This window comes from Pseudomonas sp. WS 5059, assembly GCF_012985525.1.
In the GTDB taxonomy this organism is placed as follows: domain Bacteria; phylum Pseudomonadota; class Gammaproteobacteria; order Pseudomonadales; family Pseudomonadaceae; genus Aquipseudomonas.
The window spans coordinates 788343-813591 of record NZ_JAAQWO010000001.1 but is presented as its reverse complement, the minus strand read 5'-3'; the positions used below and the strand labels follow the sequence as shown (position 1 = coordinate 813591).

Below are 25249 nucleotides of genomic sequence, written 5' to 3'. Positions count from 1 at the left end.
TTCGTAGTGGGCCCCGTTTTAGCGCTGTTACGTTGAAGGTTCGAACAGCCCATCACGAGTGGACGAGAATATATCCAGGTCGTGCTGATACCGGGTGTGCCCATCGACAGCCAGTTCAACCAATATACGTCCAAACAATGGCGCGTATTTGAAGGCTCGGCCTGACTCCATAACGCACATCGAGGCGCCGGCGTGGAATGACTGCTGGCCGGGTGCAATCGGGATACGCCCGATCACCAGCTTGCCGTCCGGGCTCATCGAGTAAAGGCACGTCCCCGCATGCTGGTATTGAGTGGCGTCGACGGCATTGGGGGCAATCAGTTGATCCAGGTGCGCAACGAGTTCCTCCATCAATCTCGGGTTCACGCCCGGTTGAATTGCTGACGGCGCATCGTAAGTGTCGTAGGTGTAGTCGGCGCTCATTTTTACCATGTTGTGCCGGTCTGGCGAGAAGTCCAGCGGTGGGAAGCCGTAAAACGTACCTTGGTCGCTTGCATCGATATTCCCGAACTCAAACCAGATAGGAATCTTCGGGGGGGTTTCCTTGAGTGGCCAATAGGCGTAACTCATCTTCCAGATCTTCCAACCGGGCGCTTGCTTGAGACCAAAGCCCTTCAACACCGAATCTGCCCATACCCCCGGGCAAGTGATCAAATGTTTTCCGTGGACGGTCACGGAGCGACCATCAGCCTCAGTCAACAGCGTATAGCCAGCCTGGTCCTCAAGAGGGGCGACCTGGATCACGGCGTGCTTATCCAATACGTGCAGGAGGTCCGTCTGCCGGGCGGCGAATAGAAAAGTCCTGGCCGCTTCCTGCACGTTGATGGACGCGCTTGCCGCCTGCACCAGGCCTACGTAGTCGTCAGGCATGGCTGCCAGATTGAACATCGGAAATCTTTTGTGAATAGCGGCGGGGGAGTCCAGGTATTCGTAGGGCATGCCCATGCTATCCATGGTGTGTTTGATGTGTTACACGTTACCTTCGGTAGTCATCGGCGCATCCCGATGGCCAAAGAAGATAAGGTCGTCCGAAGCAAGCAGGGTTTTTCCGCTCGCGCGCTGCAGTTCTGTCCATATTGCAAGTGACGCTTCGGCCAGCCGGGCTTCGGACTCGTTGTCTTGCATCAAGCGGAACATTCGCTCCAGGCCTTTGGAACTATTGGTGTCGTTGCCTATTCCGTACTGATCGACAATCAATGTTTTTAATCCTCTGGCTGTCGCATAGTAAGCGCTGGCGAGACCGAGTATTCCTCCGCCGATGATTAATACATCGTAGTGTGTCTCTGGCGTGTTGGGGGGCATCGTATCTTCCTGATAATTAAAGTGGGCGACAAAAAACGTCACTGCAATTAGTTATATTTTGGGGTTCGTCAGGTAATCGAGCGGTGTTATATGCGCGTGGGCCGTAGTGACTCGGTTGTAATGGAAGTCCCGGTTACTGCGTGACGCGTCAAGCAAATTAAATACGTTGGAAGAATGGCTCTTCCAGATAAGTTGGGTATGTGCGAGATCTTTAAAGTTTAAATGCTTGTGATGGGCCAGCGGTGCGGCCAAGTTATAACAAACCCACAGCTATCCCCTTCATTGTCCTCTTATGTCTAAACCGCGAAGCTGCGCGCGTCTATATCAGCGTGGATAGACGGATCGTGCCGTTGGGATACGTCGAGGTCTACATTATTTCCGGCATGAAAATAGGTTCGCGATAACAGTGTGGGAATATTGCATCCCAGCAGTTCTGCCCGTTTGATCAATTCGCCGGTCTTGGTACCGATCAATGCCCCTGTATAGTTGTTTGCCTGATCCTGTGTCATCGCACGAAAAACATCAGGGAACGATCGCTCGATGCTGTCACAGATAACCGCTCCGGCGTTGCTTACATAATCAGGAACATAACCAACCCCACGCGCCAGAAGCCTCGCTTCTGCTTGAGTACTGTCAAACGGTGTGTTGGAGCTACTGATAACCCAGCGCGCGCGTATACGTTCAACCGTGGGCAGATCAAGGATTCTGGAGAGGGACGCAATGCACAGTACATCCGGGGCGCTTGACCAGAAATCCTCCTCGCTCAACATGCACAGGCCGGCCGGAATATCGCTAATGGGCTTTACGTCGAAGCCGATCACGTTGTACCCATGGGCGAGACATTGCCTGGCAACTTCAAAGCCCACCTTGCCCATGCCGTGAATGGCTACAAGAGGCGTTCCGTTGATTCTCGGAGAGCACTTCAGTACCGCCTTCAGGGCACTCCAGACACCAAATCCGGTGGCAATTGACGTGCTGATCTGAGGGCTGTCCATGGCATCCAGAATCCACGGGGTGGATTTTCTCAGGTACGTCATATGCGCACTGCTTGTATTGATGTCACACCCTGTGTACATCGAGCCGGCATAGCGGTTCAGGGTTTCTCCGATGGCATCGAATACGTGTGGGGCCTCATCAGGTAGCGCACTGCTATTTACGACGATTTTCCCGCCGCTGAAGCCGGTTCGATAAAAACCATGTTTCAGATCCATCGCACTTGCCAGCATGATTGCTTCATCTTTTTGATGTGACAGTGTTTTATATCGACTCCAACGGATACCTCCATTGCTGGGCATCGCATGCCGGTGGGGCGAGCAGGCGATCGTGAATGAACTCTGACTGTCTACCACTACAGTTTCGACTTCATAGACACCGAACGTTGGATGAGTGATGGTTGCCATGACTATGCGTTCCCTTCTTTAGGATGAGTGTGAATGCTGTTAGCGGCGCCGGCATCCGTCAGGCATGTACATAGGCCCGACGGTGTGGGATCAGCCAGGAAGTCAGATACGTTCAACACGACCCCGAGTTCGGAGTCTGCAAATGCAACCAGTTGGAACGCCGCCAAGGAATCCCCGCCATCGTCACTGAACAACTGATACTGGCTGGATGGAGGCGTCCCGGTGACCTTCTCCCAAAGTGCGGCAGCGGCCTGTGCAACGCTGTTGTACCTTCGCGACTCAGGCTGCTGTGCGGGTTCGGCCGTACGAGGTGTGCTGCCCTGCGTCTCAAGCGTCACGCCGTGACGTTGTCGGTCGAAGGGGTAGGGCGTTAACGGGATGGTTCTGGCTGGCAGGTTCCACGACGGGCGCCAGTCAATGTCCACACCGGCCATCCAGATTTTCTGAAGCGCGGTATGCCACACCTCATGCTCTGGCGATTTGTCTCGCTCGCCACGCATCGTGCGAATCGCGGTGTCTCGCGGCCGCAGCGCCATTGTCAAGGCCGTCAAGGTCGTGCCGGGGCCCACTTCGACAAATAGCGTCCCTTCACGAACCGCAATGGACGTAAGCGCCTCCAGGTATCTCACCGGCTCACGCGCGTGCCGCGCCCAGTAAGCTCCGTCGAGGCGGTCTGACGAGTCGAATGTTGTGCCGTGCAGGGTCGAGTGGAAGCGAATATCCGAAGGCGCCGCCTTGGAGGTCGGCGCGGCGGCTGCCAGTTCGTCCAGGATGGGGGCCATCATGGACGAGTGAAACCCATGGGATACCGTCAAACCACGGCAACGTATGCCGAGGCTGGTCAATGAGCGCTGTATGCGCTCGATCGCGGCCTTGGTACCGGAGAGAACGCAGGCCTCTGTGGCGTTGACGGCGGCTAGCGAAACGTCGTCCGCGAGCCAATCCCGGCAGGCTTGCTCACTCATGGAGACGGCGAGCATGGAGCCAGCTGGCAATTCAGACATCAACTTGCCCCGTCGAGCAGCGAACAGCAGTGCTTCTTCGGCGGTCAGCATTCCGGCGATGCAGGCGCCTGCTATTTCGCCCACGCTGTGACCGACGATTGCGTCAGGTACGACGCCGTGCCGAATGAGGAACCGGGCCATCGCGATTTGAACTGCAACGAGCGCGGGCTGTGCCGTCGCGGTATCGGTCAGGGCGGTGTCAGCATTTCCATCCAGCAGGAAGGAGACATCGACATCCGCTTGTTCTCGCAGCAGACGTACCAAGGCATGAAGATCACTTGCGAAATGTCGGTTCGACTTGGCCAGGCCGGTGGCCATGCCGAGGAACTGACTGCCCTGGCCCGGGAACTGGAAAACGATGTCCGGCTTGCGGCGGCCGGTATCGCGTACCGGGTCAGCGACCTGCAGTGCGCCGTCCTTGTCCGCACACAAGGTTGCGCGATACCTGAGCGCTCGACGCGTGGTTTGGGCGCTCCACGCCGTGCGGTCCGCGGGGAGCCCGGCGAGTTCTGCGCGGTAGGCCCGTATCAACCTATGGCAGGCAGCCTCGCTTTGCCCGGTTACGGGAATGACTGAAGGAAAATCGGTCGCGGCGGTCGTCGTCTCATCGAGAGCTTGTGGCGAACGCGCCAGCACTACGTGCGCATTTGTCCCGCCGATTCCAAAAGCACTGACCCCAATGGCACTGCGACTATCCGTTGTATGCCACGGCTCAGCGATTGCGGGAAAATAAAACGGGCTGGCATCCAATGCTATCGAAGGGTTTACCTCGTCCATGTGGATCTGTGGCGCTACGAAACCATGCTGGATCTGGAGCACGGCCTTGATCAGCCCTGCCATGCCCGCGCATGTTTCCAGGTGCCCTACGTTGGCCTTCACTGAGCCAAGTGCGCAGGAGTTGTGTCCTTTCCCGGGCATTGCAAACAGGTCGTTCAATGCGTTGAACTCAATGGGATCACCGGCAATTGTCCCGGTCCCGTGCGCCTCCATCGCCCGCATGTCCATGGGCGTGAGATGGGCATCGAGCATGGCCGCGCTGATCACGCGTCGTTGTCCGTCGACGCTGGTGGTGGTGAAACCCACCTTGCGGGCGCCATCGTTGTTGACGGCGCAGCCTTTGATTACGGCTAACACGCGTTGCCCCTCAGCGAGCGCCAGGGATAACGGTTTCAGAACCACTAGCGCGACACCGCTGCCAAACACCGTCCCTGTCGCTTTGCTGGAGAAAGGCATGCAGTGGCCATTCTGTGCGTAGATCATGCCTCGCTGAGTCCGGTAAGGTGCACGTTGCGGAAACCGCAACGTGCATCCACCGGCCAGCGCTACTCGACATCGCCCTGCGCGTAAGGCCTCGACGGCCTCTGCGACGGCGACGAGCGATGTAGCGCAGGCTGCCTGCACACCGAGTACCGGCCCCTCTATGCCCAGGTGCCACGCCGCCCGCGTGACCAAGTAGTCCTTATCATTGGTAATTTGCAGCTCGAACCCTGACGGCTGGAATTTTTCCATGAGGTCGGACGCTTGCAAGTGGCCAAGGTAGGCTGAGCTACTGCAGCCGGCAAACAAACCGGTGTCGGGCATTTGCCCGGGCTTGATACCGCTATGCTCGAGCGCATGCCACGCGCACTCGAGGAATAGTCGGTGCTGAGGGTCCATCAAGGCTGCATCACGATGACCCACGCCAAAAAACGTGGCATCGAATGACAGTACGTTGTCATTCAACGGTGCGGCAAATGGCATGGTCTGCGCATCGGTAGGCGTATCACCGAGTTCGATTACCGACTCGACGCCGTTCACCAGGTTGTGCCAGTACTGCTCAAGGGTGTTGGCGCCAGGAAACCTGCAAGCCATACCAATGACTGCAATGTCGCGGTCCACGTGCTGATCGTACATGCGACCTCCGAATTCAATCAGTCGTGTATCCGCGGCGTACCCGGCCCTGAATCGCTTCGTCGGCCGCTTCGATCGGAATCAGCAATACAAAGGCCCGATAGCGCTCGCGCGGGACCTCTTGATACAGTTGCCGTACCCCAATCATCCCGGTCACCTCACCGGTGACACCGGTGGCAAACAATGATTGCCATCGCCCTTGCCAAATGGCGGATGAATTCCAGACCCCCGCTGTCTCGATTCTGCCCAAGCGTGTATCTGCGGTTTCCCGATAATAGGAGATCACGTCTTTATCCAGGCTTGCGATCTTCCAACCTTCGCCGCTGATGGTGCCGATTTCGACGCCGTCATCCCCGATCCATCGATCAATATGCGAGTTGACATCGCCCACAGTGGGCCTGTCGTCAGCCTGTGCCTTGAACTGAATATCGCTGAGTTCAAGCAGTGGCAGCATGACGAAGCGATCGGTGCCTATGCGCTCTGCAACAATCTGCCGGGCTTTGTTGAGCCCGTCGGGAAGGTCCAACTGAGCTCTGGCCAGATCGGCCAGGCTCACCAGATTTGACATCATGTCTTGTTCATTAATGGGCATAGCATTAGCTCCTTGTCGTTTGACGCTCGTTATCGAGCAACTGCCGGCCCCGCTCGCGGTCGGCGTCGCTGCCGGCGTCGGGGAAGATGGTGACTACACTGGCCTCCTTGTCGAGTTCAGAGGCGACGTTACACGCGACGATCCAGTTGGCCGCGGCCGAACCGCCAATTGGGATGCCGGTTTCCTCGAAGAACCGGAACATGGCTTTGAGAGACTCCTCGTGTGAGACGGTCTGGAACGGCACTTCGTAGGGAATCAACGAGACAAACGGTTGCCGGAACCCGAAACCAAATCCTCCTGCGCCTGCGAATCTGGCAGTTCGGTTTGGAGGTTCCATCGTGCCAAATGGCAGTTCGCGAGGCGTGCACCCGACGACGCGCAGGTCCTGGTTTTGCTGCGCCAGCGCTGCGTATACGCCGGCAAGCGTACCTCCAGTGCCGATGGCTGCTACCCAGGCATCGGGGCGTCGGCCGTCGAGCTGACGGCAGATCTCGGCGCCGGTGTGATACTGATGCACCGATGTGTTTACCAAGTTCAGATGCTGGGATAGCAAGGTCCAGCCTGGCTCCGTGCAGGCGATCTGCTGGCTGCGGGCGATGATGCCAAGCAGAAAATGGCTGCTGTCCACCTTCGTGACAATCGCGTTGCTATCGCTCAAGGATTGAAGCAATACCTCTGGCGCTGAGTCGGGTATCACCACGTGCACGGGCAGGCCGCATAGATGCCCCAAATGAGCTAAAGCCTTGGCCATGTTGCCACCCGACGAATCAAGAAGCTTGAGCGGGCCCTGATCAAAGTCGTGAGCATTGATCGCATCACAGAACAAGCCGAAGGCCACGCGATCCTTGATCGACCCGGAAGGGTTCTTCGACTCCAGCTTGGCGAAGATTCGACCTCCGTTCTGTGGCCCCGGCACTTCCACGAGCGGGGTGTTTCCCAGCGACGCACTGAAGTCCCTGAGTTGGGGAAACATATCCAGCGCTTTGGCAGGGCTGGGAGCTGCTGATTGAGCATTGAAAAGGTCGAAATCCATGACAAATTTCCCATTACGCGTTTGGGTTGAATGAACGTAGAGGTCACGCCGTACGAGAGGGGCCCAGGATGGTGTCCACTACCAACGGCTCATTGCCGAGAAAGTAGAAGTGCCCGCCTGGAAAAACCTCTAGCACTGGATGTTTGGGCAGCAATTGAGACCACTCGAAGAACTGCTTTCTGTCGATCAACGGATCGTTGTCGCCCGCGAATAGGCGGGTAGTGGGTAAGTCACCCACCGGCAACTTCGCAAGCTTTTGAAGAAGCGCCAGGTCTTGACGAACAGCTGAAGCAACAACCGTCTGAGCGGTGTCAGCGGAGGTGCTCAACTCGGGCACTTCGCCAAGCCCCATCGCACGCTCTGCAAGCTGGTCGACATCCTGCTGTGATTGAAGGATTGTCTGCAGCGACACCGGTGCCATCTGAGACGACAGGATGAGTTGAGCCACCCTGAATCTCGACGATGCCAGGGAGGACGCTATATGCAGTGCGAGCAAGGCGCCCATGCTGTGCCCAAAGAGTGTGGTGGGCGCGATGCCAAGAAGACTGGCCAACCCCCTCATGCAGCGTTGGATAGCTGCGTGTGGGTCGCTCCAGTTCACTGTCGCGTTGCTCGTGCCTGGTTGAGGGTATTGCATTATTACGAGGTCCACGTCCGCAGGCAGGTGGTCTCGCCACGCTCTATAGAACTCGGAACTACCGCCAGCGTGAGGGAACACAACCAGTTGATGTCGCACAGGCACTGAGGCCGCGAAGCTAAATCTAATGGCACCTTCGGCCTGGGCTTGTATGAGCTTCATAGCTCACCCGACCCGGATGCTTGTGCTTCGCTTTGGCGCTCGCCGTAGATTTGAGCGCGTAGAGACGCGCGGTCAATTTTGCCGATGCCTTTGCGCGGAATCGCCTCTATCAGGACTAGCCTCTCCGGCAGTTTGAATTGCGCTATACCAACAATCTCCAGGTGCCGTCGGACTTCGGATAACGAAAGCTGTTCTCCTTCGTGCACTACGGCAAACAGGCAAGGCACTTCGCCGAAGCGCTGGTCGGATATACCCACCACCGCGACGTCCTGGATCTTCGCGTGCTGTTTAGTAAGCGCTTCAATCTCTTCCGGGCTGAATTTTTCTCCACCGCGATTGATTGAGTCGGTCAATCGCCCATCGATATAGACGTTGCCCGCCGAATCAAGGTGGGCCATGTCGCCGGTTCGGTAATACCCGTCTTGCGTGAAGGCGCGGGAAGTCGCCAGCGGATTGTTGAAATACGAAGATATGGTGTAGGGGCCGCGGGTGATTAATTCACCCGATTGGCCAGGCGGGACCGGCGTGCCGTCGCTGTCCACAATCAGGACCTCATCTTGCTCGGACAACGGGCGGCCCTGTGAGTTGAATCGGACGCTGTCCGAATCAGTCTCGCGGGTGAAGCAAAGAAGCCCTTCGCTCATCCCGTAGCACTGCTGGATACGCATCCCTAACCTTGATTCAGCAAGGGCTGCGAGATCAGCAGGCAGGCGCGACCCACCGACTTGAATGTGCCTTAATGTCAGAGGTGCAATCCCTTGCTGATTCACTCGATCAAGCCACTGGGCCAGTAATGCTGGAACCAGCGTCGAATGTGTTACTTCATGGTTTGTGATCAGTCTCAAAGCCGTTTGCGCGGACGTGTCCGGGGACAGAACCACGGTTCCCCCGCAAAGGAGGGTGCCGAGAATGCCTGGGCAGTTGATGACAAAACCGTGAGATATGGGCAGCACCGCCAGATAGGAGGAGGAGTGACTGAGTTCGAATACCCGGCAAGCTTCAGCGATCATGTAGCTGTAGCCTGCGTTTTTTCTAGCGATGGGCTTCGGGAGTCCTGTCGTCCCGCTCGACAGCAGCATCATCGCTGTATCTTCTGCACCCATCTGTGTCGCGCGCAGTTCATGCGCTGACGCGTTGTCACATGACGCTGAGCAGAATTCCCTGAGCGCTAGCCAGTCTGAATTGTCGCCGTTGTCAGGCTCATCAATAAGGCCCAGCACCACGTCCAAACCTTCTTCACGACTGACAGTGCTGGCCACACCCACTGCGCTGAAGCGACGGTTACCTTTGGTCATGGCCATGACACGAGGCCTGACCATTTTCAGGACGTGTCGCAATTCTTGTTCGCGATAGGCGGGAAGGAGTGGCACTGGAGCCGCGCCGGTTATCAGCGTCGCAAGCATCAAGATGACAGCATCGGCGCAGTTGGGTAACTGAAACGCGACATGATCGCCTTTCGAGATGCCTAGGGCTCGCAGCCGTGCGGCTGTAGAGGCAACTCGCGACTTCAATTGCGCATAGGAAATAATTTCGCCATCGGCAATTAAAGCAGGTGCATCTCCGCCCTTGTTTAGGACCACGGCCAACTGTTCGTTCAGTGATGCAGGATGAGGACTCATTTCGTACCCCCGGCACGAGGGCCGTCAGTTGCGTGTGCTGACTCGATCAGTCGCTCAAGCTCTCGCAAGGTATGGTCATGCGTATCCCAAAGCGAAAATCCGCCACATCCCAACTGCTCCAGCATCAGTTGTAGCTCCAGCGTTTCCGCCGAGCTCAGGCCCAGATCAGTGCGCAGCCTCCAGTCACCGGCGGCTGACGCGAGCAGCTCGGGCGGTAACCCTATTTCCTTCAGCAGCACAATTACCTGTGTCGACGTCATTCCTTGAACTCCAGATTAATCCTTAATGAGAATTATTAACTCATGACTGCCGGTCAGTCAACAAGGCGTTTATGAGTTTTTTTGGGTCGCAGGAAATGAAGGGGGCAACACAGGATCCGCGGCTTTTGTGAGTTCTACCGAAGAAGGCGAAGTGGTACGCAGGCAAGTGCTGCGCCTTGAGCCTGGGACGAGCGTTAATGTAGGTCGCGATTACAGCGAATCGGCGAGGACTGGAGTTAACGCGGATCGCTGCAACGCCCGACGGGCACGAGAACAACGAATTGACGCTGGATATGGGGGCGGACGCAGCGACGAAGCTGAATCGCCTGGGCGGAAAAACGCCACTGACGCCGATAAAAGGATCACGTAACGTTCCGCAAGGTCAGGGAAGAGGCGGCCACCGTGGTTAAAGCGGAGTCGATAGGTGCCGCTTTGGAGATAACGCTTGCCACTGATTTTCAACATCAGCGGCCGGGCTTTCAGTTGGACTCCTCAGCCACGTTAATCAGGCGAAGGCACACGGAGGTAACATCACGAGCAAATTGCTCACAATCGGTGCCCTCATTAGCGATCGCATCATCGGTGACCCCATGCACGCCGGCATAGATTATCAAGGCCGTGATTCGGGGCTGATCAAATCGCCAGGTGCCTGCTTCATTGCCTCCCAGCAGAATGTCTTGCAACTGTTCCAGGATGGCATTTTTTTCTTGATTGCTACGATTGTGGTGATGGTGGTTTGTGTAAACGATGTCGTGCGTTCTATACGTTTCGACATAGGCAATAACGTTTGTATGGATCCAGGTGCGCAGGCGCGCCAGCCAATCTCCGGGAGCGCACTTATCCACCTCTTCCTCAAGACGACGCAGGAACTGCGCGGTGTAACGTTGCCCCATCGCTTCAAGCAACTCATTTTTGGAAGAAAAGTAAATATAAAAAGTACCCTTCGCTACCTGCGCCAGTTCGGCGATCCCGTCAATGGTAGTGGCTTCGACGCCCTGCGCTAAAAACAGCGTTTCTGCGGCGGCCATCAGTTCATCAAGGCGTATGTGCGCAGGCTTGGTTCGCGGCGTTTTCGAGGTGGGTGGCTCGACTTGGCTTTTCTTATATTTCATCGCTGTTTGGGGCCCTGCATAAAAGTTGACTGGCTAGGAGAGGAAGAGGCATCTGTACGAGCCTTTCAGCCCTGACTATCGGTCGGTCAATTGTATCTTGGCGACGCCATCAAGCGAAGTCTTCTTATTGACTGACTGTCAGTCAGTGGATAGGATCAAGGTAAGTTCCTTAACGTAAATTGGACTCCGATGCGCAAATATCGAATTCACGCCTTGGTCGCTGCCGCCTATCTCGGAACATTTCTCGCGACGCTGGACATCAGCATCGTCAACGTCGCACTGCCTACCCTTCAGACAGCGTTACAAACTGACTTGGCGGGTCTTCAATGGGTCGTCAACATCTACGCAGTCGCATTGTCCGCGGTGATGCTATCTGCCGGACCTCTTGGTGATCGCTATGGGCACAAACGGGTTTGGCTTGGTAGCGTTTTGCTCTTTGTGGTTGGATCGGTCATCTGCTCGCTGGCTAGCCAACTGCCGATGCTTTTGTGGGGGCGAGCTGTCCAAGGCGTTGCCGGCGCTATGCTTATACCGGGGGCAATGCCGATTCTGGCTCACGCATTCCCTGATCCCGGCCAGCGGGCGCGGGCGATTGGCGGGTGGTCCGCTTTTAGCGCACTCGCGTTGATTTGCGGGCCGTTAGTGGGGGGCATATTGGTCGAGCGTGTCGGGTGGCAGAGCATTTTCCTGGTCAATGTCCCGCTTGGCATTCTGGCAACTGTGCTGGGTGCGTATGGTATTCCCGAGCGCAAGCATCTCGATCACGCGGCGTTCGATCCAGCAGGGCAGGCGCTTAGCATGCTATGGCTGGGGGCACTCAGCTATGGCCTCATTGGAATCGGGGAACATGGCAGTTCGCCCGATAGGGTTTTAATCCCTTTGCTTACTGCCGCAGTGGGCTTCATCGCATTCGTATGGGTTGAGTTGCGCGTCAAACGGCCTCTGTTTCCGATCAAATTATTCCGTAGTCGCCCGCTGGTGCTGGCCAATCTGGCGTCGTTTATTCTCGGCTTCTCCAGTTACAGCAGCCTCTTCTTTTTGTCCCTTTTTCTCCAGCAAGTACAGGGGAGCAGCCCGGAGATTACTGGTTGGAAACTAATGCCGCAGTTCGTCATGATGGCACTGGCCTCCTTGTTTTTCGGGCGATTCGTGGCGCGGTTCTCGATGAAGTTCCTGATGGTCACAGGTTATGCGCTGATAGGTCTGGCCTTGTGCGCCATGGTCGTTTTCAATCCATGGACTCCCTATCTCGGGATTGGATTGATCCTTGCCGTACTGGGTTTTGGAACAGGGTTATCAGTACCCGCAACCGGCATGATGGTCATGGGCTGCGTCCCGCCTGAACGTGCCGGCATTGCATCCGCGACAATGAACGCCTTGAGGCAGACCGGAATGGCTTTGGGAATCGCTATTTTAGGTAGCACCATGAGTGTTTATGCGGTCAATAGGCTTACTGTTGAAATACAAGACAGTGGGCCAAGTCATGGAGCTTATTTGGCTCGACGAGCGATAGTGGACCATGTTTTTCCGTCGACTCAGCCCTGGGTTGTCGATCTTTACAGGTCAGCGATGGCGGGTGGCTTTGGTCTCGTCATGATCTGCGCAGGCCTGGCATGCCTGGCGATATCAGGTCTGCTGTTTTTCTTTTTTACTCATAGGCCTGCGGATGCTTGAACTCGTGGAGCGGGGGGCTATTAGAAACGGAAACTTACGAACGCCCCTGCGCAAAACGCCAGAAAGCCGTGTGTTCAGTTTGTACCGGATCTGCCCTGCTGACTTTCGCGATAACGAGACTTATCTGAGTAACCTGCACAGCTCCCGCGCCTCTTCAGATGTCTGTTAAGTCTTTCGGTAAGTAAACCGGTGAGACGAACACCCAGCCTTTGCCTTCTTCATCCACCACGCGGATTCTATGTAGCTCGCGTAACAGAACCAAGGCTTGCTCAGGCAACGGCACTATGTGTTTGCTTTTGTCCAGGTGTTTGGTCTTGCTCACCACATAACGCCAATCGGCGCCCACCCAGTCGACATCTTCCCAGCGCATCTGAACCAGTTCGCCTGGGCGGACCGGTAACATGACCAGCAGGCGCATTGCGGCGGCAACGCTGCCGTCGTTGCAGTCATCAAGGCGTAGAAGAAACCTGCCTAGATCGGCCGGCCGTTCGTTCGCCGGGTTGCTGGTGACGACATGGCGGATCTTCAATTCCTCAATGTTGCTGAGCGCTACGTTGCGATCAATCCAGCCGCGCCCTTCAGCAAACCCCAGGACGGCGCGGATGATGGTGCGCACACGCCGGGCCATCGCCAGTGTGCGCTGGCGGCGCAGCTCGGTAATGATCGTGGCGTGCGCCGCGGGCAATGTCGCGCGCCTCCTTGAGACCAATGTCGGGGTATGCGCCGATGGAGAAGCGGTTTGCAGGCGATACTTCAATCGCCAAACCTTGGAAGGGGATTTTCCGACCTTGCTCGACGCCCTTACCGCCAAGTAGAGCCCAGGGACTTCGCCATCGGCGTGTTTGCCGGGTTCGGTCAGCAAGCGGATCAAGGCATCGCTGAGTTTTCGTTTGAAAACAACCGCATTATCTGGGGCATCGCTGGGGGCATCCTTTTAAGGAACCGGAATTTGCCCCCAGTTATGCCCCTATGAGTCGTGGAATCCATCGGATTTAGACGGACGGAAGTAGACTTAAATTATCAATAACTCGTTGTTATAAAACGCTTTTGTGGAGTTTAGTGGAATTGCATCACAGGCTATCGGGGTCGCCGAAAAACATCTGAATCCGCGACCGCAACCACCGCTCCCCCGGATCATTATCCTGGGAGCCGCGCCACGCCATGTGCAGTTCAAAGCTGCGCACCGGCAACGGCGGGTCTTCGGCACGCAGGCCGCCGGCGGCGGTCAGGGCTTCGGCGGTGTAGTCGGGGACGGTCGCCAGGATGTCGGTGCCGGCCAGTAGGGTGCCCAGGCCGTTGAATTGCGGGACCGCGAGCACCACATGGCGTTTGCGGTCAAGTTTCTCCAGCTCTTCATCAATAAATCCGCTGAGATCGCCGGCAAACGAGACCAGGGCGTGGGGGCGGGCGCAGAAGTCGTCCAGGCTCAGGGCGCCGGGTACGCTGTCGGCGCGCAACAGTTTGGGCAGGCTGCGGCGCAGCAGTTTGCGCTTGGCGTTGGCCGGCAGGTCGGCGGTGTAGCTGACGCCAATGGAGATCTCCCCGGAGGCCAGCAGGCCCGGCATCAGGATGTAGTTGACGCGACGGATTACCAGCACGATGCCCGGCGCTTCGGCGCGCAGGCGCTTGAGCAGTGGCGGCAGCAGGGCGAACTCGACGTCGTCCGACAGGCCGATGCGAAACACTGCGGTGCTGGTGGCCGGGTCGAACTCGGCGGCGCGGCTGACGGCGGTGGAAATCGAATCCAGGGCCGGCGACAGCAGGGCGAAAATCTCCACTGCTCGGGCCGTGGGCTCCATGCTGCGCCCGGTCCGCACAAACAGCGGGTCATCGAACAGCCCGCGCAAGCGCGACAAGGCAGCGCTGATGGCCGGCTGGCCGAGGAACAATTTCTCGGCCGCGCGGGTCACACTGCGCTCATGCATCAAGGTTTCGAATACGATCAACAGGTTCAGGTCGACACGACGCAGGTCGTTACGGTTCATCTTGTGTCCTGGCAGATTCAGCGAACTTGACGTGAACGGCCACATGATAACAATGGCCGGCGTGAATCTTACGGGGAAAGGCTGGTACTCTGCACCGGCTAATTCAGATTTCCTACGCTGCCTGGTGTTTTTTCCTAGGCGGTGGAATCAATGACAGACATGACGACTATTAATGGCGACCGGTGGCCTTGCCCCGAAAGCCCAGATAAAGTTCATGGCATTAGAGGTTACTTTGGCGAGGTTTGCGATGTCCCGCACGATCCGTTTTCACAAGTTTGGTCCGGCCGAGGTGCTCAAGTGCGAAGAGCATGAAGCCACGTTGCCCGCACCGGGCGAAGTGCAGGTGCGTGTCGAGGCGATTGGCATCAGTTGGTACGACATTCTCTGGCGCCAGAACCTGGCGTCGTCCCACGCCCGGCTGCCTTCGGGCCTTGGTCATGAAATGGCCGGGGTGGTCGTGGCGTTGGGCGAGGGCGTCGAGGACCTGGCGGTGGGCGACAAGGTCGCTAGCTTCCCGGCCGAAAGCCCCAATGATTACCCGGTATATGGCGAGTTGATTGTGCTGCCCCGTTCGGCCCTGACCCGTTACCCGGACGTATTGAGCCCGGTGCAGGCCAGCGTGCATTACACGCCACTGTTGATTGCCTACTTTGCCTATATCGACCTGGCGCGGGCCAAGCCTGGGCAGTTCGCCCTGGTCACCGATGCCAGCCATTGTGCCGGGCCTTCGTTCGTGCAATTGGGCAAGGCCCTGGGGGTGCGGGTGATCGCGGCCACCAAATCACCGGACGAGCGCGAGTACCTGCTGTCCCTGGGCGCCGAAAAGGTCATCGTCACTGAAGAGCAGGACTTGCTGATGCAAATCAACAAGTTCACCGATGGGCGCGGCGTGGATGTGGTGTTCGACGGCCTGGGTGGCCCGCAGATGTCGCTGCTGGGCGATGTGCTCGCGCCACGTGGCAGCCTGGTGTTGTATGGCCTGCAAGGCGGCAACCAGACGCCATTCCCGGCCTGCGCCGCGTTCCAGAAGAACATCCAGTTCTTTGTGCACTGCATCGGCAACTTCACTGGCAAGCCGGAGCTGGGCATCGCCCAGGACCAGGCTGCGCTGCAACGGGCGCTACGTGAGATCAACCAATTGACTGCCGACGGGCTGCTGATACCCCTCAAGACCCGGGTATTTGCTTTCAGCGAATTTGTCGATGCACACCGCTATATGGACGAATGCCCATGTCGCGAGCGGGTGGCGTTGCAGGTTGAAGCCGTTTGATCTGTGGGAATGTTCGTAATCGGACATTCCGCCTACGCTGCCCATGGGGCAAATACGCCATTTGAAAGGACAGTACCTACGCCCTTGGCACCAGGACTGTCACCGGTTCCCCCCTGTAAAACCTGCCTTTTAAGCCGCCGCCGCCCTGAATCCCAGAGCCGCGGCGTTTTGCGTGGGCCCCGCAACAAGTGCCAAGCTGTTGATCTGCACTGGTTTTTACGCTGAGTCTGTATCTTTTAATCATCAAGCAAGCGCTGATAATTGCCCGGTCACTTTCATCTCAAGGACTGAGCAATGATTGCAGAAAACAAATCACAACAGCGGTTCGCTGTAACTAGTAAGTCGCCTTGTATGCCGGGCAAAGGATGTTGGTCGGTAGATAGAGTGCGAACTAAATCCGGTAGTTTCCCTGCGCTGTATATGTCAGACCATTCTTGATTGTCTGAGTTAAATTCCACTAGGAAGCTGTAAGACCGTTCCTAGGCTGGCCAGCAGGCCGGTGTAGGGGCTTTCTTCAACAGCTGATGGCATCTTCGCAGGGATGTTCCGACTGGCGCTTTGTTGTGCGGTGCTAACATTTAGCTATCAGCCTTAGTCGCAACAGGCGCCAACTCCAAGCAAACCGCAGGACGGACAGGCACGCCTAACTGCTTGCCCGGAACTGACAGTTAACTTCAGGTAGTAAAGCTATGAGCGCTATTCACGAACAAGCCATGAATTATGTTTACCAGCAAGTATTGCAACGCTTACAGGGCTACTTCTCGCGAGCGGAGCGAACTGCACTTCAATTATTGATTCAGCGGTTGATTGTGGCGGCAGGCGGCATCGAACAGATCGGTGACTACAAAGTATTGGTCGCCCATGGGGGCGGCAGAGGCAGCAGTTATGCATTGGCCTTCCTGCGTGCCGCCCAATTGACCATCGCCGGCCGGGCGCCGAGGAGTTTCCAGTTGCGCGTCGCAACCCTGCGGCATACGGGAATGACGCAAGCCGCGCTGGACAGCATTCATCGTGGCTACAGCGCATTGTTTTTCCATGACGACCCCCGGGTCGAGCTGATGATGGTGGAAAACCAGGAGGTCTTGCCCTTCAACCACCTGCGTCCGGCTTCGACAACTGGGCAGGATATCGGCCGGCGCAATATGTTGATGGTCGGGCATAGGAGTTGCGGGGATATTCGCACCAGCCTGTGTAACGATGGCTACTTGTCCCTGGGGGATTTCTATCGGCGCATTACCGCCTGGGACGGTGGGGTGCACGCCCTGGTCAGCAGTGATTCGCCGCGCAAGCAAAACCAATACCTGGCGTGGCTGGTCAAGACTACCCGTGCGGCGGGCATGAAAGGTCACTCTGGCCGGCCCCTGGCGCTCACCGCCCTGTTTACTCGCATGGACGATTGCAGCGTTGGCTATTACCGCGATGTGTATGGCGAGCACTATGCGGCACAGGATGCATCTTCCAAGGAAGTGCATCGCCACCTGGCCTACATCGGCGTCGCCGACCTGTTATGCACCGGGGAGCTGGACTGCACCGCATTGCTCAACGATTTCATGGGTTACAAGCAAGATGAGTTTGCCTTTCAGTTCAGCACCCCGGCCTACGCCAACCCATTGATGATGGCGCACATGCATGGCCTGCACGCCGAAGTGTTGCTGGGCATTGACTATCAGCAGGGCGTCAGAGGGTTTATCGAACAGGCCATCGGTTTTATGCGCCGCAAAAGAATCCCCGAACTGCTGATTGCCCAAGCCGGTACTCCGGACGGGCGCATGCTGGCGACGACTTACGCGCGCGAGTTTTTTGGCCTGGAAGAAAGCCAATTGGTCTGCCTGTTGTTTTCACCGTTTATCCAACAAGGCCAGCGGCTGGAAGCGTTCTTGCGCCGCTGCCACCCCGGCATGCTGGTGGCGCTGCCCGAACTGCACAAAGCCCTGGAGGGCAAGGCGTCGGCCGAATTGATCCAGCATTGGATTGTCGATACCAGCGGTTTGCCGCTGGCGTTGTTGCAGCATTTGTACCGCAACGATCTGGCGGCCAATGCCGCCTGCATCAACAGCGAGGAGCCGGTCACAGGGCCGCACGGCGTGCCAGGACGCTGAAGGTGGGTGTGCGACGGCAGAAAACGTCATGAGTGAGGACAAGCAGGCAGACTTCGCCTATCAGGCCGTGTATCGCTACATGATCAACCTGATCAATGAAGTGGGCGGTGAGGCGAGGGTCAAGCTGCCGTCGTTGCGACACCTGGCCGAGCGTTTGAGCGTGTCGATTTCCACCATTCAATACGCTTATTCGCTGCTGGAAAAGGAGGGCAGGGTGTACTCGGTGGCCAAGTCCGGTTACTACGCCTTGCCCATTGCCAGCACCACCCCGTGCTGCACCGCCGGTGATTTGCTCGAGCGCCTGTATGCCGGGGCGCGCAGGCCGGGGATGTTGGTGCTCAGTGCCGATGAGCCGGCGCAGCTGCTGTCCTTGGACGGCCCATTGCTGCAATTGGAGCGTGAGCTGGTGCGCCAGTACCCGCGCCAGTTGCAGCCCTATTCCCAGCCCTGTGGTATCTGGGAGCTGCGTGCGGCTTTGGCGGCGCGCTACACCCGTTCGCCTACACGATGCTGGCAGGCGGATGACGTCTATATCGGCGCTGACCTGCGGGGCGTGCTGGCCATCCTGATCGAAGTCCTGGCCCTCAAAGGGGCGGCGGTGCTGGTGGAGTCGCCGTGTGACTGGCTCGTGCTGCGGCTGCTGCAAGACGCCGAAGTGCGGGTGATCGAGTGGCCGTGCAACGAGCAGGGACGGCTGGACCTTGCGTATCTGGAGCAGCAGTTGCGTAGCGAGGGCGTGCAACTGGCATTGTTATCCTCGACCCCCGGCCTGGCCACCGGCAAAGCCTTGACCCTGGCCGAGCAGGCGCAACTGGCAGGGTTGCTGGAGCAACATGGCTGTTGGCTGCTGGAGAACGACATCCATGGCGGCTTGGAATTCGAGGCGTGCGCCGGCTACTTGCGGGACCTGGTGAATCCTGAGCGGTTGATGGTGTTTTCTACCTTCGAGAAACTCATGGGCCCGGAAGCGCCCTATGGTTACCTGCTGTCGCGGCACATGAGCACGCAATTGCAGCGCCAGTTCCTGTTGCGCGCGTTTCGTTTGTCGTCCATTCGCCAGCGGGCGATTGCCCGGCTGGACCACAATGGCCGCCTGGACCAGCACTTGCTGGAGCTGCGCGCACTGCTCAAGGAACACGCGGCAGCGATGCACAAGCGTCTGGAGCAGCATCTGGGCGAGCGCGTGACATACCGCCAGCCCCAGGCAGGCGCCACCTATTGGTTGCGCTCGACCGAGGCTGTGGATATGCGCCGGGTATTCCAGAACATGCTGGCGCGCCAGGTGGTGATCGCCCCTGGCGAGTTGTTCAGTGTCAGTGGCCTGTACCAGCAGCACTTTCGTTTGAGTCATGTGTTCAGCTCCCACCATAGCCTGGACCTGGTCCTGGAAGAGTTGGCGCGGGCACTCAAGCAGGGGCAGAATGGATGATTTGGTGTTGCGGGAAATATCCCTAATTATTGTGGGATAGATACCGTCGCATGGCGGTCGAACTCCCAGTAAACTGCATTCCTTTTCCGAATCCTTCTTTTCAGAGGTTTTTGCATGACTCTCAGTCCTTTTGCGGGCAAACCGGCACCGGCTCAATTGCTGGTGGACATCCCGCGACTGGTAACGGCCTATTACACCGGCCAGCCCGATGCAGCAATCTCCACTCAGCGCGTGGCATTTGGTACCTCCGGGCACCGTGGCAGCTCTTTTGACTTGAGCTTCAACGAATGGCACGTGCTCGCCATCAGTCAGGCCATTTGCCTGTACCGCGAGGCGCAAGGTATCAATGGCCCGCTGTTTGTCGGCCTCGACACCCATGCGCTGTCCACCCCGGCGGGCGCCAGTGCGCTGGAAGTACTGGCGGCCAACGGCGTGCATGTAATGCTCGCCGAGGGCGATGAATACACACCCACCCCGGCGATTTCCCACGCCATCATCTGCTACAACCGTGGCCGCACCAGCGGGCTGGCGGATGGCATTGTCATCACCCCGTCCCACAACCCGCCCCAGAGCGGCGGCTATAAGTACAACCCGCCCAACGGTGGCCCGGCCGATACCCATGTCACCAAGTGGATCGAGGCCAAGGCCAACGAGCTGCTGGTGGCCAAACTGGCCGGGGTCAAGCGCATTACCCACGCGCAAGCGTTGAAAGCCGACACCACCCACCGCCATGACTACCTCAACACCTACGTGGCCGACCTGATCAATGTGATCGACATGGACGCCATCCGCAGTGCCGATCTGCGCCTGGGCGTGGATCCGCTGGGCGGAGCCGGGGTGCGCTACTGGTCGGCCATCGCCGAGCACTACCGTTTGAACCTGGAGGTGGTGAACACCGAAGTCGACCCGACTTTCCGCTTCATGAGCGTGGATTGGGACGGCCAGATTCGCATGGACCCATCCTCCAGCTATGCGATGCAAGGCCTGATCGGCCTCAAGGACCGCTTCGACGTGGCATTTGCCTGCGACCCGGACCACGACCGTCACGGCATCGTTACCCCGTCGGGCGGGCTGTTGGCGCCGAACAACTACCTGGCCGTGTCCATCGACTACCTGTTCCAGAACCGTCCCCAGTGGCGTGCTGATGCTGCCGTCGGCAAGACCGTGGTCAGCAGTGGCTTGATCGACCGCGTGGCCGCGCGCATTGGCCGGCGCCTGTACGAAGTGCCGGTGGGCTTCAAGTGGTTTGCCGATGGCCTGTTCGAAGGCTCGCTGGGCTTTGGCGGCGAAGAAAGCGCGGGGGCTTCGTTTTTGCGTAAGGATGGCACTGTCTGGAGCACGGACAAGGATGGCTTGATCCCGGCCTTGCTGGCCGCGGAAATGACCTCGCGCAAAGGCCAGGACCCAAGCCAGATCTACCGTGGCCTGACCGACGCCCTGGGCGAACCCTTCGCCATTCGTGTGGATGCCAAGGCCACGCCGGCGCAGAAGGCGCTACTGGGCAAGCTGGCGCCGGCGCAGGTCACGTCCACGCAGTTGGCCGGGGAAAGCATCCAGCAGATCCTCAGCCATGCGCCGGGTAACGACCAGGCGATTGGCGGGTTGAAAGTCATGACCGAAAACGGCTGGTTTGCCGCACGGCCATCGGGCACCGAGGATATCTACAAGATCTATGCCGAGAGTTTCATTGGCGAAGATCACCTCAAGCGCCTGGTGGAAGAGGCGCAGGTGTTGGTGGACGGCGCCATCACCCCGAACTGACACACAGTTGTAAAAAATGTGGGAGCGGGCGTGCCCGCGATGGCGGTGGATCAGTCAATGAATCGGTGACTGACCCAACGCCATCGCGGGCAAGCCCGCTCCCACAGTGTGTTTAGTGCCAGGCTTGGGATCAGGCCAGGTCCACCAGCACTACTTCGCTGTCTTCGAGCGCGGTCACTCGCAGCACGCGTTCATCCTCTACCGCAACGCCGTCCCGCGCCTGCGCTCGCAAGCCATTCACATCGATCACCCCAGTGGCCGGCACCAGATACGCCCGGCGTCCTGCATCCAGGTGATACTCGGCACTTTCCCCGGCCTTCAGGTTGGCCGCCACCAGGCGCGCGTCGGCACGGATCCGTAGGCTTTGATTGTCGCCGTGCTTGCCACTGGCCAAGGTCACGAAGCCTTCGCGCTCGCCCTTGGGAAACGGCTTGGCACCCCAGGAAGGGGGCAAACCCGCTTCATTGGGAATGATCCAGATCTGGAAAATCTTGGTTGCCGTGGCTTCCAGGTTGTATTCACTGTGGGCTATCCCGGTGCCAGCGCTCATTACCTGTACGTCGCCAGCCTCGGTGCGGCCTTTGTTGCCCAGGTTGTCCGCGTGGCTGATGGCACCTTCACGTACATAGGTGATGATTTCCATATCCCGGTGCGGATGCTGGGGGAAACCGGTACCGGGTGCGATGATGTCGTCGTTCCACACCCGCAGGTTGCCCCAGTGCATACGCTTAGGGTCATGGTACTCAGCGAATGAAAAGTGGTGATGGGCATCCAGCCAACCGTGATTGGCACCGCCCAGGGAGGTAAAAGGTCGAAGTTCAAGCATGATCGTCTCCTGTTGATGGGCCTATCTTCTATCAGGGCATCATCGATAAAAAGCGTAAAAAATGCCTTATTTCAATCAAATTATTCGATTGGTTTGTAGTCGCGAGAACTCGACCCGATCTTCACTTCATCGCCTAACCACATGAAGCCAAAGCAATTGGCTGGAACTGGCGGAGGTTTCCGGCGACCATAGCGTTTCTGTCCGCTCAAGCCCCCGCAGGAGTCCGCGTGCCGCAACACACTCCCGATCTGCCCCCCGAACTGCGCCCGCTGGCGCAAATGCCGCTATTCAAGCGCCTGGCTGCCCGGCTGTTTGGCCATGGTTTGACGCGCCTGCGGGCCCAGCATCGTTTTTCGTGGCTGCATGGCCAGGCCGACGGTTTTCGCAGCGGGCATGAGGCGGGCGTGGAGTATGGCTACCAGGAGGGCAGGCGCGATGGCATCGAGGAAGGGCGCCAGGTCCTGTTGATCCGTGATTATCGCAGCGATGAGCATCGCGTCCCGGGTGTCGACGACAGCCTATTCGACGATTGGCGCCTGCCACTGACCGCGGAGCTGAAAAAACGTATCAAGGCCGATGTGGCGCGCCTGCTACCGGCCCATGCGCAGCCCAGCGCAGCGCAGTGGAAGATGATCTTCAGCGACACCCCATCCACTTCGGTGATTGCCGGTGCCGGTGCCGGCAAGTCCACGTCGCTGGTCCTGCGGATCCTGCTGCTGACGCATTACCTGGGCTTTGAGCTGAGCTCCATGACCGTGGTGACCTTCACCCGTGAATCGCGCAAGGACTTCATCAACAAGCTCATGCAGATTCTCCAGCTGTGGGGCCAACCCCTTGGTTTGAAAGAAGCCCAGGCTGTGGTGCGCACCTTTCACTCGCGCATCCTGCCCATGGTCCGCAGCCTGCCGGGCTTAGAGCGGTTGCAGGCGTTCGAGAACCTGCACTACGGCACTTACGACGAGGAGGCCGATAGCAACCCCTTCGACCTGCGCATCAACGATGCCCAACGCCAGCAACTCAACGCCTGTTATCACGGGCTCCATGGCCGGCATGCGCGCTTTCGCGAGCTGATGACGCCCATGGCCCGCCACGCCCTGCAGCTCAAGGAGCTGGAGCGCGACCACCCGGATGTACAAAAGCGCGTGGCGGTTACCGAGTTGGCAGCCAAGCGCGACGAAGAGCTGTGCGATGTGATCGAGGACCTGTGGTTGCGCGCCGGCGCATGGCCGATCCAGGGCATCGAGCCAAACCGCCAGAGCGTTGAAATCAATGGTGCGTCGTTCCATTGCCATGGCTACTGCGCCGAACTGGATGCCTGGGTGGTGCTGGGTTTCGACTCCCGGGAAAACCCGCAGATTGCCCGCCCCGGGGCCAAGCTGTCGGTACGCGCGGAATGGGCGGTCAAGCGCACCTTGTTTCAAGCTTTCTGTCGTAAGCCATTGATATGGATAGATAGCTACGAGTCATCCAGGCGCCTGTTGAGCAGCCTGGCCGCAGATACCACCTCGGGGCCGGGGTTTGATTACAAGGTCAAGGGTGAACTGGCTTCGGCGCCGCTGCTGGATTGTTTCGTCACCGCCGCCGGGTTTATCGAAAACCTCGGCCTGGACGTGCCCACGGCTGTGGGCCAGATGAGCTTTGCCAAGGATGACCCGGATCGCGGCTTCTTCGAGGCCCTGGGTATTTTCTGGAAGGCCCTGGAAGATCACCTGCTGGACCAGTCGCCGCCGATCATGACCTATAACCGCATGTTTTCGCTGTTTGGCGAGAACACCCCGGAAAACCTCAAGTTGCTCAACGATGGGCTGTTGCGGCCGCTGTCGCACTTGATGATCGATGAATTCCAGGATGTCTCGCCGCAGATCGTCTCGTGGATCCGCGCCAGCCTGCGCGAGATCCGCAGTCGTGGGCCGGCGATGCATGTGGGGCGCGGTGCCCAGCATTCCTCGCTGCTCTGCGTGGGGGATGATTGGCAGTCGATCTATGGCTGGCGCGGCAGCTCGCCCAAATACTTCATGGAGTTCAACAAGGAGTTCCCTTCACCGGCCACCACTAGGGTGATGCTCGGGGAGAACTTTCGTAGTCACCAGCACATCATCGATGCTGCCGAACACATCGTTAAAGCCGCACCGGCGATCAGCGGCAAAAAGGCCAAGGCCAGCGGCGTAGATCGGGCATTGGTGCCGGTACAGGTGCTTGATCGCGACGAGGCAGCCTTGGCCCAGCAGTTGTTGGCGCACTATCAGCGTGGCGAATCAGTATTGATGTTGTATCGAAAAAGTAGCGATAAGCTATTGATTCAAGAGCATATTCAATCTGTAGTTAATCTTGATTCTAGCTTGCCGCCCGCCATGCGCCGCCTCAAGCAACTGACCTACCACAGCGCCAAGGGCCTACAGGCGGATGCGGTGTTTCTGCTCGGCGATTGCCAGCACCTGACCCGCTCGCCGTACAAGAACCAGGTGTACCGCATGGCGGGCCTGGGCAAGGACGGTGATGCCGAGCCCTACGACAATGCGCAAAAAGACGAGGTGCTGCGCCTGGCCTATGTCGGGATTACCCGGGCGGTGAGCCATTGCTATTGGTATGTCGAAGGGCAGGATGGCCAGGGCACGAATGCGCCGAAGGCGTCGGATCGGGTGGTGGGGAGCAAGGCGTTCTTCGATGACCGCCGCCGTTAGATCCCTGTAGGGGCTGCCTCGCGAAGCGAAGCAGCCCCTACGCAGTTCAGGCCTGCCGCAGTTGCGGGCGCACAAACGAGTCCAGCTCAGCCTCGATTGCCTCGATAATCCGCTCCACATCCGTGGCGTTCATCACCGTGGCGCAAGGAATGCCGGCGATGGCAATCAGGGTTTCGCCACTCTCTCGGTCAAACAATCGCGCGATCATGCTGCCAGGCGCGTCCATGCTGCCTTCAAAGCCAACCGGGTGAAAGTGCCAGCGCATCAACTGGCATGCATTGGGGAACGTCACTTTGTTCATGTTGCCAACCTTGTTCATTGAGCACTTCCTTTAGCTCGCGGCAAGGGCGTCAGGTCCATCAATAGTCCTGACGGTGAAGCTTAAAAAATAGCACTCACTGGCAATAAGTACCGGGGTTTTTTCTGTCCGTTCGGCGCTTCCTTGCGAGAAGTTTGACGTGGGTCATGTCTTACAAATGCTTAGGCAAAAGGCCATTACTTAAAACTGTCACT

At 58.2% G+C, this 25249-nt stretch carries 17 protein-coding genes and 2 pseudogenes; 6 read left to right on the top strand and 13 right to left on the bottom strand.

All coding sequences use genetic code 11. From position 1 onward, the window contains the following. Positions 1 to 27 precede the first annotated feature (27 nt). From HBO12_RS03445 to HBO12_RS03405, 9 genes and pseudogenes are all read right to left on the bottom strand, one after another. Positions 28 to 1302, bottom strand: a pseudogene (locus HBO12_RS03445) (FAD-dependent oxidoreductase). A 296-nt stretch (positions 1303 to 1598) separates the two neighbouring features. Then, the gene (locus HBO12_RS03440) at positions 1599 to 2702 is read right to left on the bottom strand and encodes a Glu/Leu/Phe/Val dehydrogenase (protein WP_169951521.1); all 1104 of its coding nucleotides are present in this window, start codon (positions 2700 to 2702) and stop codon (positions 1599 to 1601) included. 2 nt (positions 2703 to 2704) lie between these two features. Then, positions 2705 to 5599, bottom strand: coding sequence for a type I polyketide synthase (locus HBO12_RS03435; protein ID WP_170041445.1), 2895 nt, complete (start codon positions 5597 to 5599; stop codon positions 2705 to 2707). A gap of 13 nt (positions 5600 to 5612) precedes the next feature. Next, positions 5613 to 6188 carry an allene oxide cyclase barrel-like domain-containing protein gene (locus HBO12_RS03430; protein WP_169951525.1) on the bottom strand — a complete coding sequence of 192 codons (576 nt, stop codon included), beginning with the start codon at positions 6186 to 6188 and terminating at the stop codon, positions 5613 to 5615. Positions 6189 to 6192: 4 nt separating this feature from the next. Next, a complete protein-coding gene (locus tag HBO12_RS03425; protein ID WP_169951527.1) occupies positions 6193 to 7221 on the bottom strand; it encodes a pyridoxal-phosphate dependent enzyme in 1029 nt (342 codons plus the stop codon). 43 nt (positions 7222 to 7264) lie between these two features. Further along, positions 7265 to 8020 (bottom strand): thioesterase II family protein, encoded by a 756-nt coding sequence (locus HBO12_RS03420; RefSeq protein WP_170041444.1) that lies wholly within the window; start codon positions 8018 to 8020, stop codon positions 7265 to 7267. Continuing rightward, complete coding sequence (locus HBO12_RS03415) at positions 8017 to 9639, bottom strand: AMP-binding protein (RefSeq protein ID WP_170041443.1); 1623 nt, start codon at positions 9637 to 9639, stop codon at positions 8017 to 8019. Before HBO12_RS03415 ends, HBO12_RS03420 begins: the two co-directional genes overlap by 4 nt. Continuing rightward, a complete protein-coding gene (locus HBO12_RS03410) occupies positions 9636 to 9899 on the bottom strand; it encodes a hypothetical protein (RefSeq protein ID WP_170041442.1) in 264 nt (87 codons plus the stop codon). Before HBO12_RS03410 ends, HBO12_RS03415 begins: the two co-directional genes overlap by 4 nt. A gap of 479 nt (positions 9900 to 10378) precedes the next feature. Next, the gene (locus HBO12_RS03405; protein ID WP_169951535.1) at positions 10379 to 11011 is read right to left on the bottom strand and encodes a TetR/AcrR family transcriptional regulator; all 633 of its coding nucleotides are present in this window, start codon (positions 11009 to 11011) and stop codon (positions 10379 to 10381) included. 189 nt (positions 11012 to 11200) lie between these two features. Between HBO12_RS03405 and HBO12_RS03400 the strand changes: the two genes are divergently transcribed. Next, entirely contained in the window at positions 11201 to 12685 is a 1485-nt protein-coding gene (locus HBO12_RS03400) for a DHA2 family efflux MFS transporter permease subunit (RefSeq protein WP_170041441.1), read from the top strand. Positions 12686 to 12866: 181 nt separating this feature from the next. Here the strand turns inward: HBO12_RS03400 and HBO12_RS03395 are convergent. Together HBO12_RS03395 and HBO12_RS03390 are read right to left on the bottom strand one after the other, a co-directional pair. Further along, positions 12867 to 13556 (bottom strand): annotated as a pseudogene (locus tag HBO12_RS03395) (tyrosine-type recombinase/integrase); the annotation flags it as partial. A gap of 199 nt (positions 13557 to 13755) precedes the next feature. Further along, entirely contained in the window at positions 13756 to 14670 is a 915-nt protein-coding gene (locus HBO12_RS03390; protein WP_262376887.1) for a LysR family transcriptional regulator, read from the bottom strand. 247 nt (positions 14671 to 14917) lie between these two features. Here HBO12_RS03390 and HBO12_RS03385 point away from each other — a divergent pair, with 247 nt between their 5' ends. The 4 genes from HBO12_RS03385 (at position 14918) to pgm (ending at position 21229) form a co-directional block, all read left to right on the top strand. Further along, on the top strand, positions 14918 to 15940 hold the full coding sequence (locus HBO12_RS03385) for a zinc-dependent alcohol dehydrogenase family protein (RefSeq protein ID WP_169951539.1): 1023 nt from the start codon (positions 14918 to 14920) through the stop codon (positions 15938 to 15940). Positions 15941 to 16629: 689 nt separating this feature from the next. Continuing rightward, positions 16630 to 18039, top strand: coding sequence for a hypothetical protein (locus HBO12_RS03380; RefSeq protein WP_262376886.1), 1410 nt, complete (start codon positions 16630 to 16632; stop codon positions 18037 to 18039). A gap of 28 nt (positions 18040 to 18067) precedes the next feature. Beyond that, positions 18068 to 19468 carry an aminotransferase-like domain-containing protein gene (locus HBO12_RS03375; protein ID WP_170041439.1) on the top strand — a complete coding sequence of 467 codons (1401 nt, stop codon included), beginning with the start codon at positions 18068 to 18070 and terminating at the stop codon, positions 19466 to 19468. 114 nt (positions 19469 to 19582) lie between these two features. Beyond that, the gene (pgm, locus tag HBO12_RS03370) at positions 19583 to 21229 is read left to right on the top strand and encodes a phosphoglucomutase (alpha-D-glucose-1,6-bisphosphate-dependent) (RefSeq protein ID WP_170041438.1); all 1647 of its coding nucleotides are present in this window, start codon (positions 19583 to 19585) and stop codon (positions 21227 to 21229) included. Positions 21230 to 21359: 130 nt separating this feature from the next. Here the strand turns inward: pgm and HBO12_RS03365 are convergent, their stop codons facing one another. Beyond that, complete coding sequence (locus HBO12_RS03365; RefSeq protein ID WP_170041437.1) at positions 21360 to 22055, bottom strand: pirin family protein; 696 nt, start codon at positions 22053 to 22055, stop codon at positions 21360 to 21362. 227 nt (positions 22056 to 22282) lie between these two features. Between HBO12_RS03365 and HBO12_RS03360 the strand changes: the two genes are divergently transcribed. After that, positions 22283 to 24736 (top strand): UvrD-helicase domain-containing protein, encoded by a 2454-nt coding sequence (locus tag HBO12_RS03360; protein ID WP_170041436.1) that lies wholly within the window; start codon positions 22283 to 22285, stop codon positions 24734 to 24736. A 46-nt stretch (positions 24737 to 24782) separates the two neighbouring features. On the opposite strand, the gene HBO12_RS03355 is transcribed toward HBO12_RS03360, so the two are convergent. Beyond that, positions 24783 to 25055: a DUF1652 domain-containing protein gene (locus HBO12_RS03355; RefSeq protein WP_169951551.1), complete on the bottom strand. Its 273-nt coding sequence runs from the start codon at positions 25053 to 25055 to the stop codon at positions 24783 to 24785. Positions 25056 to 25249: the final 194 nt, after the last annotated feature.

Excerpts from the sequence above, each read along its gene's own strand:
- HBO12_RS03405 (WP_169951535.1), bottom strand. The coding sequence starts at position 11,011 with ATGAAATATAAGAAAAGCCAAGTCGAGCCACCCACCTCGAAAACGCCG.
- HBO12_RS03410 (WP_170041442.1), bottom strand. The coding sequence starts at position 9,899 with ATGACGTCGACACAGGTAATTGTGCTGCTGAAGGAAATAGGGTTACCG.
- HBO12_RS03430 (WP_169951525.1), bottom strand. The coding sequence starts at position 6,188 with ATGCCCATTAATGAACAAGACATGATGTCAAATCTGGTGAGCCTGGCC.
- HBO12_RS03420 (WP_170041444.1), bottom strand. The coding sequence starts at position 8,020 with ATGAAGCTCATACAAGCCCAGGCCGAAGGTGCCATTAGATTTAGCTTC.
- HBO12_RS03355 (WP_169951551.1), bottom strand. The coding sequence starts at position 25,055 with ATGAACAAGGTTGGCAACATGAACAAAGTGACGTTCCCCAATGCATGC.
- HBO12_RS03415 (WP_170041443.1), bottom strand. The coding sequence starts at position 9,639 with ATGAGTCCTCATCCTGCATCACTGAACGAACAGTTGGCCGTGGTCCTA.
- HBO12_RS03390 (WP_262376887.1), bottom strand. The coding sequence starts at position 14,670 with ATGAACCGTAACGACCTGCGTCGTGTCGACCTGAACCTGTTGATCGTA.
- HBO12_RS03435 (WP_170041445.1), bottom strand. The coding sequence starts at position 5,599 with ATGTACGATCAGCACGTGGACCGCGACATTGCAGTCATTGGTATGGCT.
- HBO12_RS03385 (WP_169951539.1), top strand. The coding sequence starts at position 14,918 with ATGTCCCGCACGATCCGTTTTCACAAGTTTGGTCCGGCCGAGGTGCTC.
- HBO12_RS03375 (WP_170041439.1), top strand. The coding sequence starts at position 18,068 with ATGAGTGAGGACAAGCAGGCAGACTTCGCCTATCAGGCCGTGTATCGC.
- HBO12_RS03440 (WP_169951521.1), bottom strand. The coding sequence starts at position 2,702 with ATGGCAACCATCACTCATCCAACGTTCGGTGTCTATGAAGTCGAAACT.
- HBO12_RS03400 (WP_170041441.1), top strand. The coding sequence starts at position 11,201 with ATGCGCAAATATCGAATTCACGCCTTGGTCGCTGCCGCCTATCTCGGA.
- HBO12_RS03425 (WP_169951527.1), bottom strand. The coding sequence starts at position 7,221 with ATGGATTTCGACCTTTTCAATGCTCAATCAGCAGCTCCCAGCCCTGCC.
- pgm (WP_170041438.1), top strand. The coding sequence starts at position 19,583 with ATGACTCTCAGTCCTTTTGCGGGCAAACCGGCACCGGCTCAATTGCTG.
- HBO12_RS03365 (WP_170041437.1), bottom strand. The coding sequence starts at position 22,055 with ATGCTTGAACTTCGACCTTTTACCTCCCTGGGCGGTGCCAATCACGGT.
- HBO12_RS03380 (WP_262376886.1), top strand. The coding sequence starts at position 16,630 with ATGAGCGCTATTCACGAACAAGCCATGAATTATGTTTACCAGCAAGTA.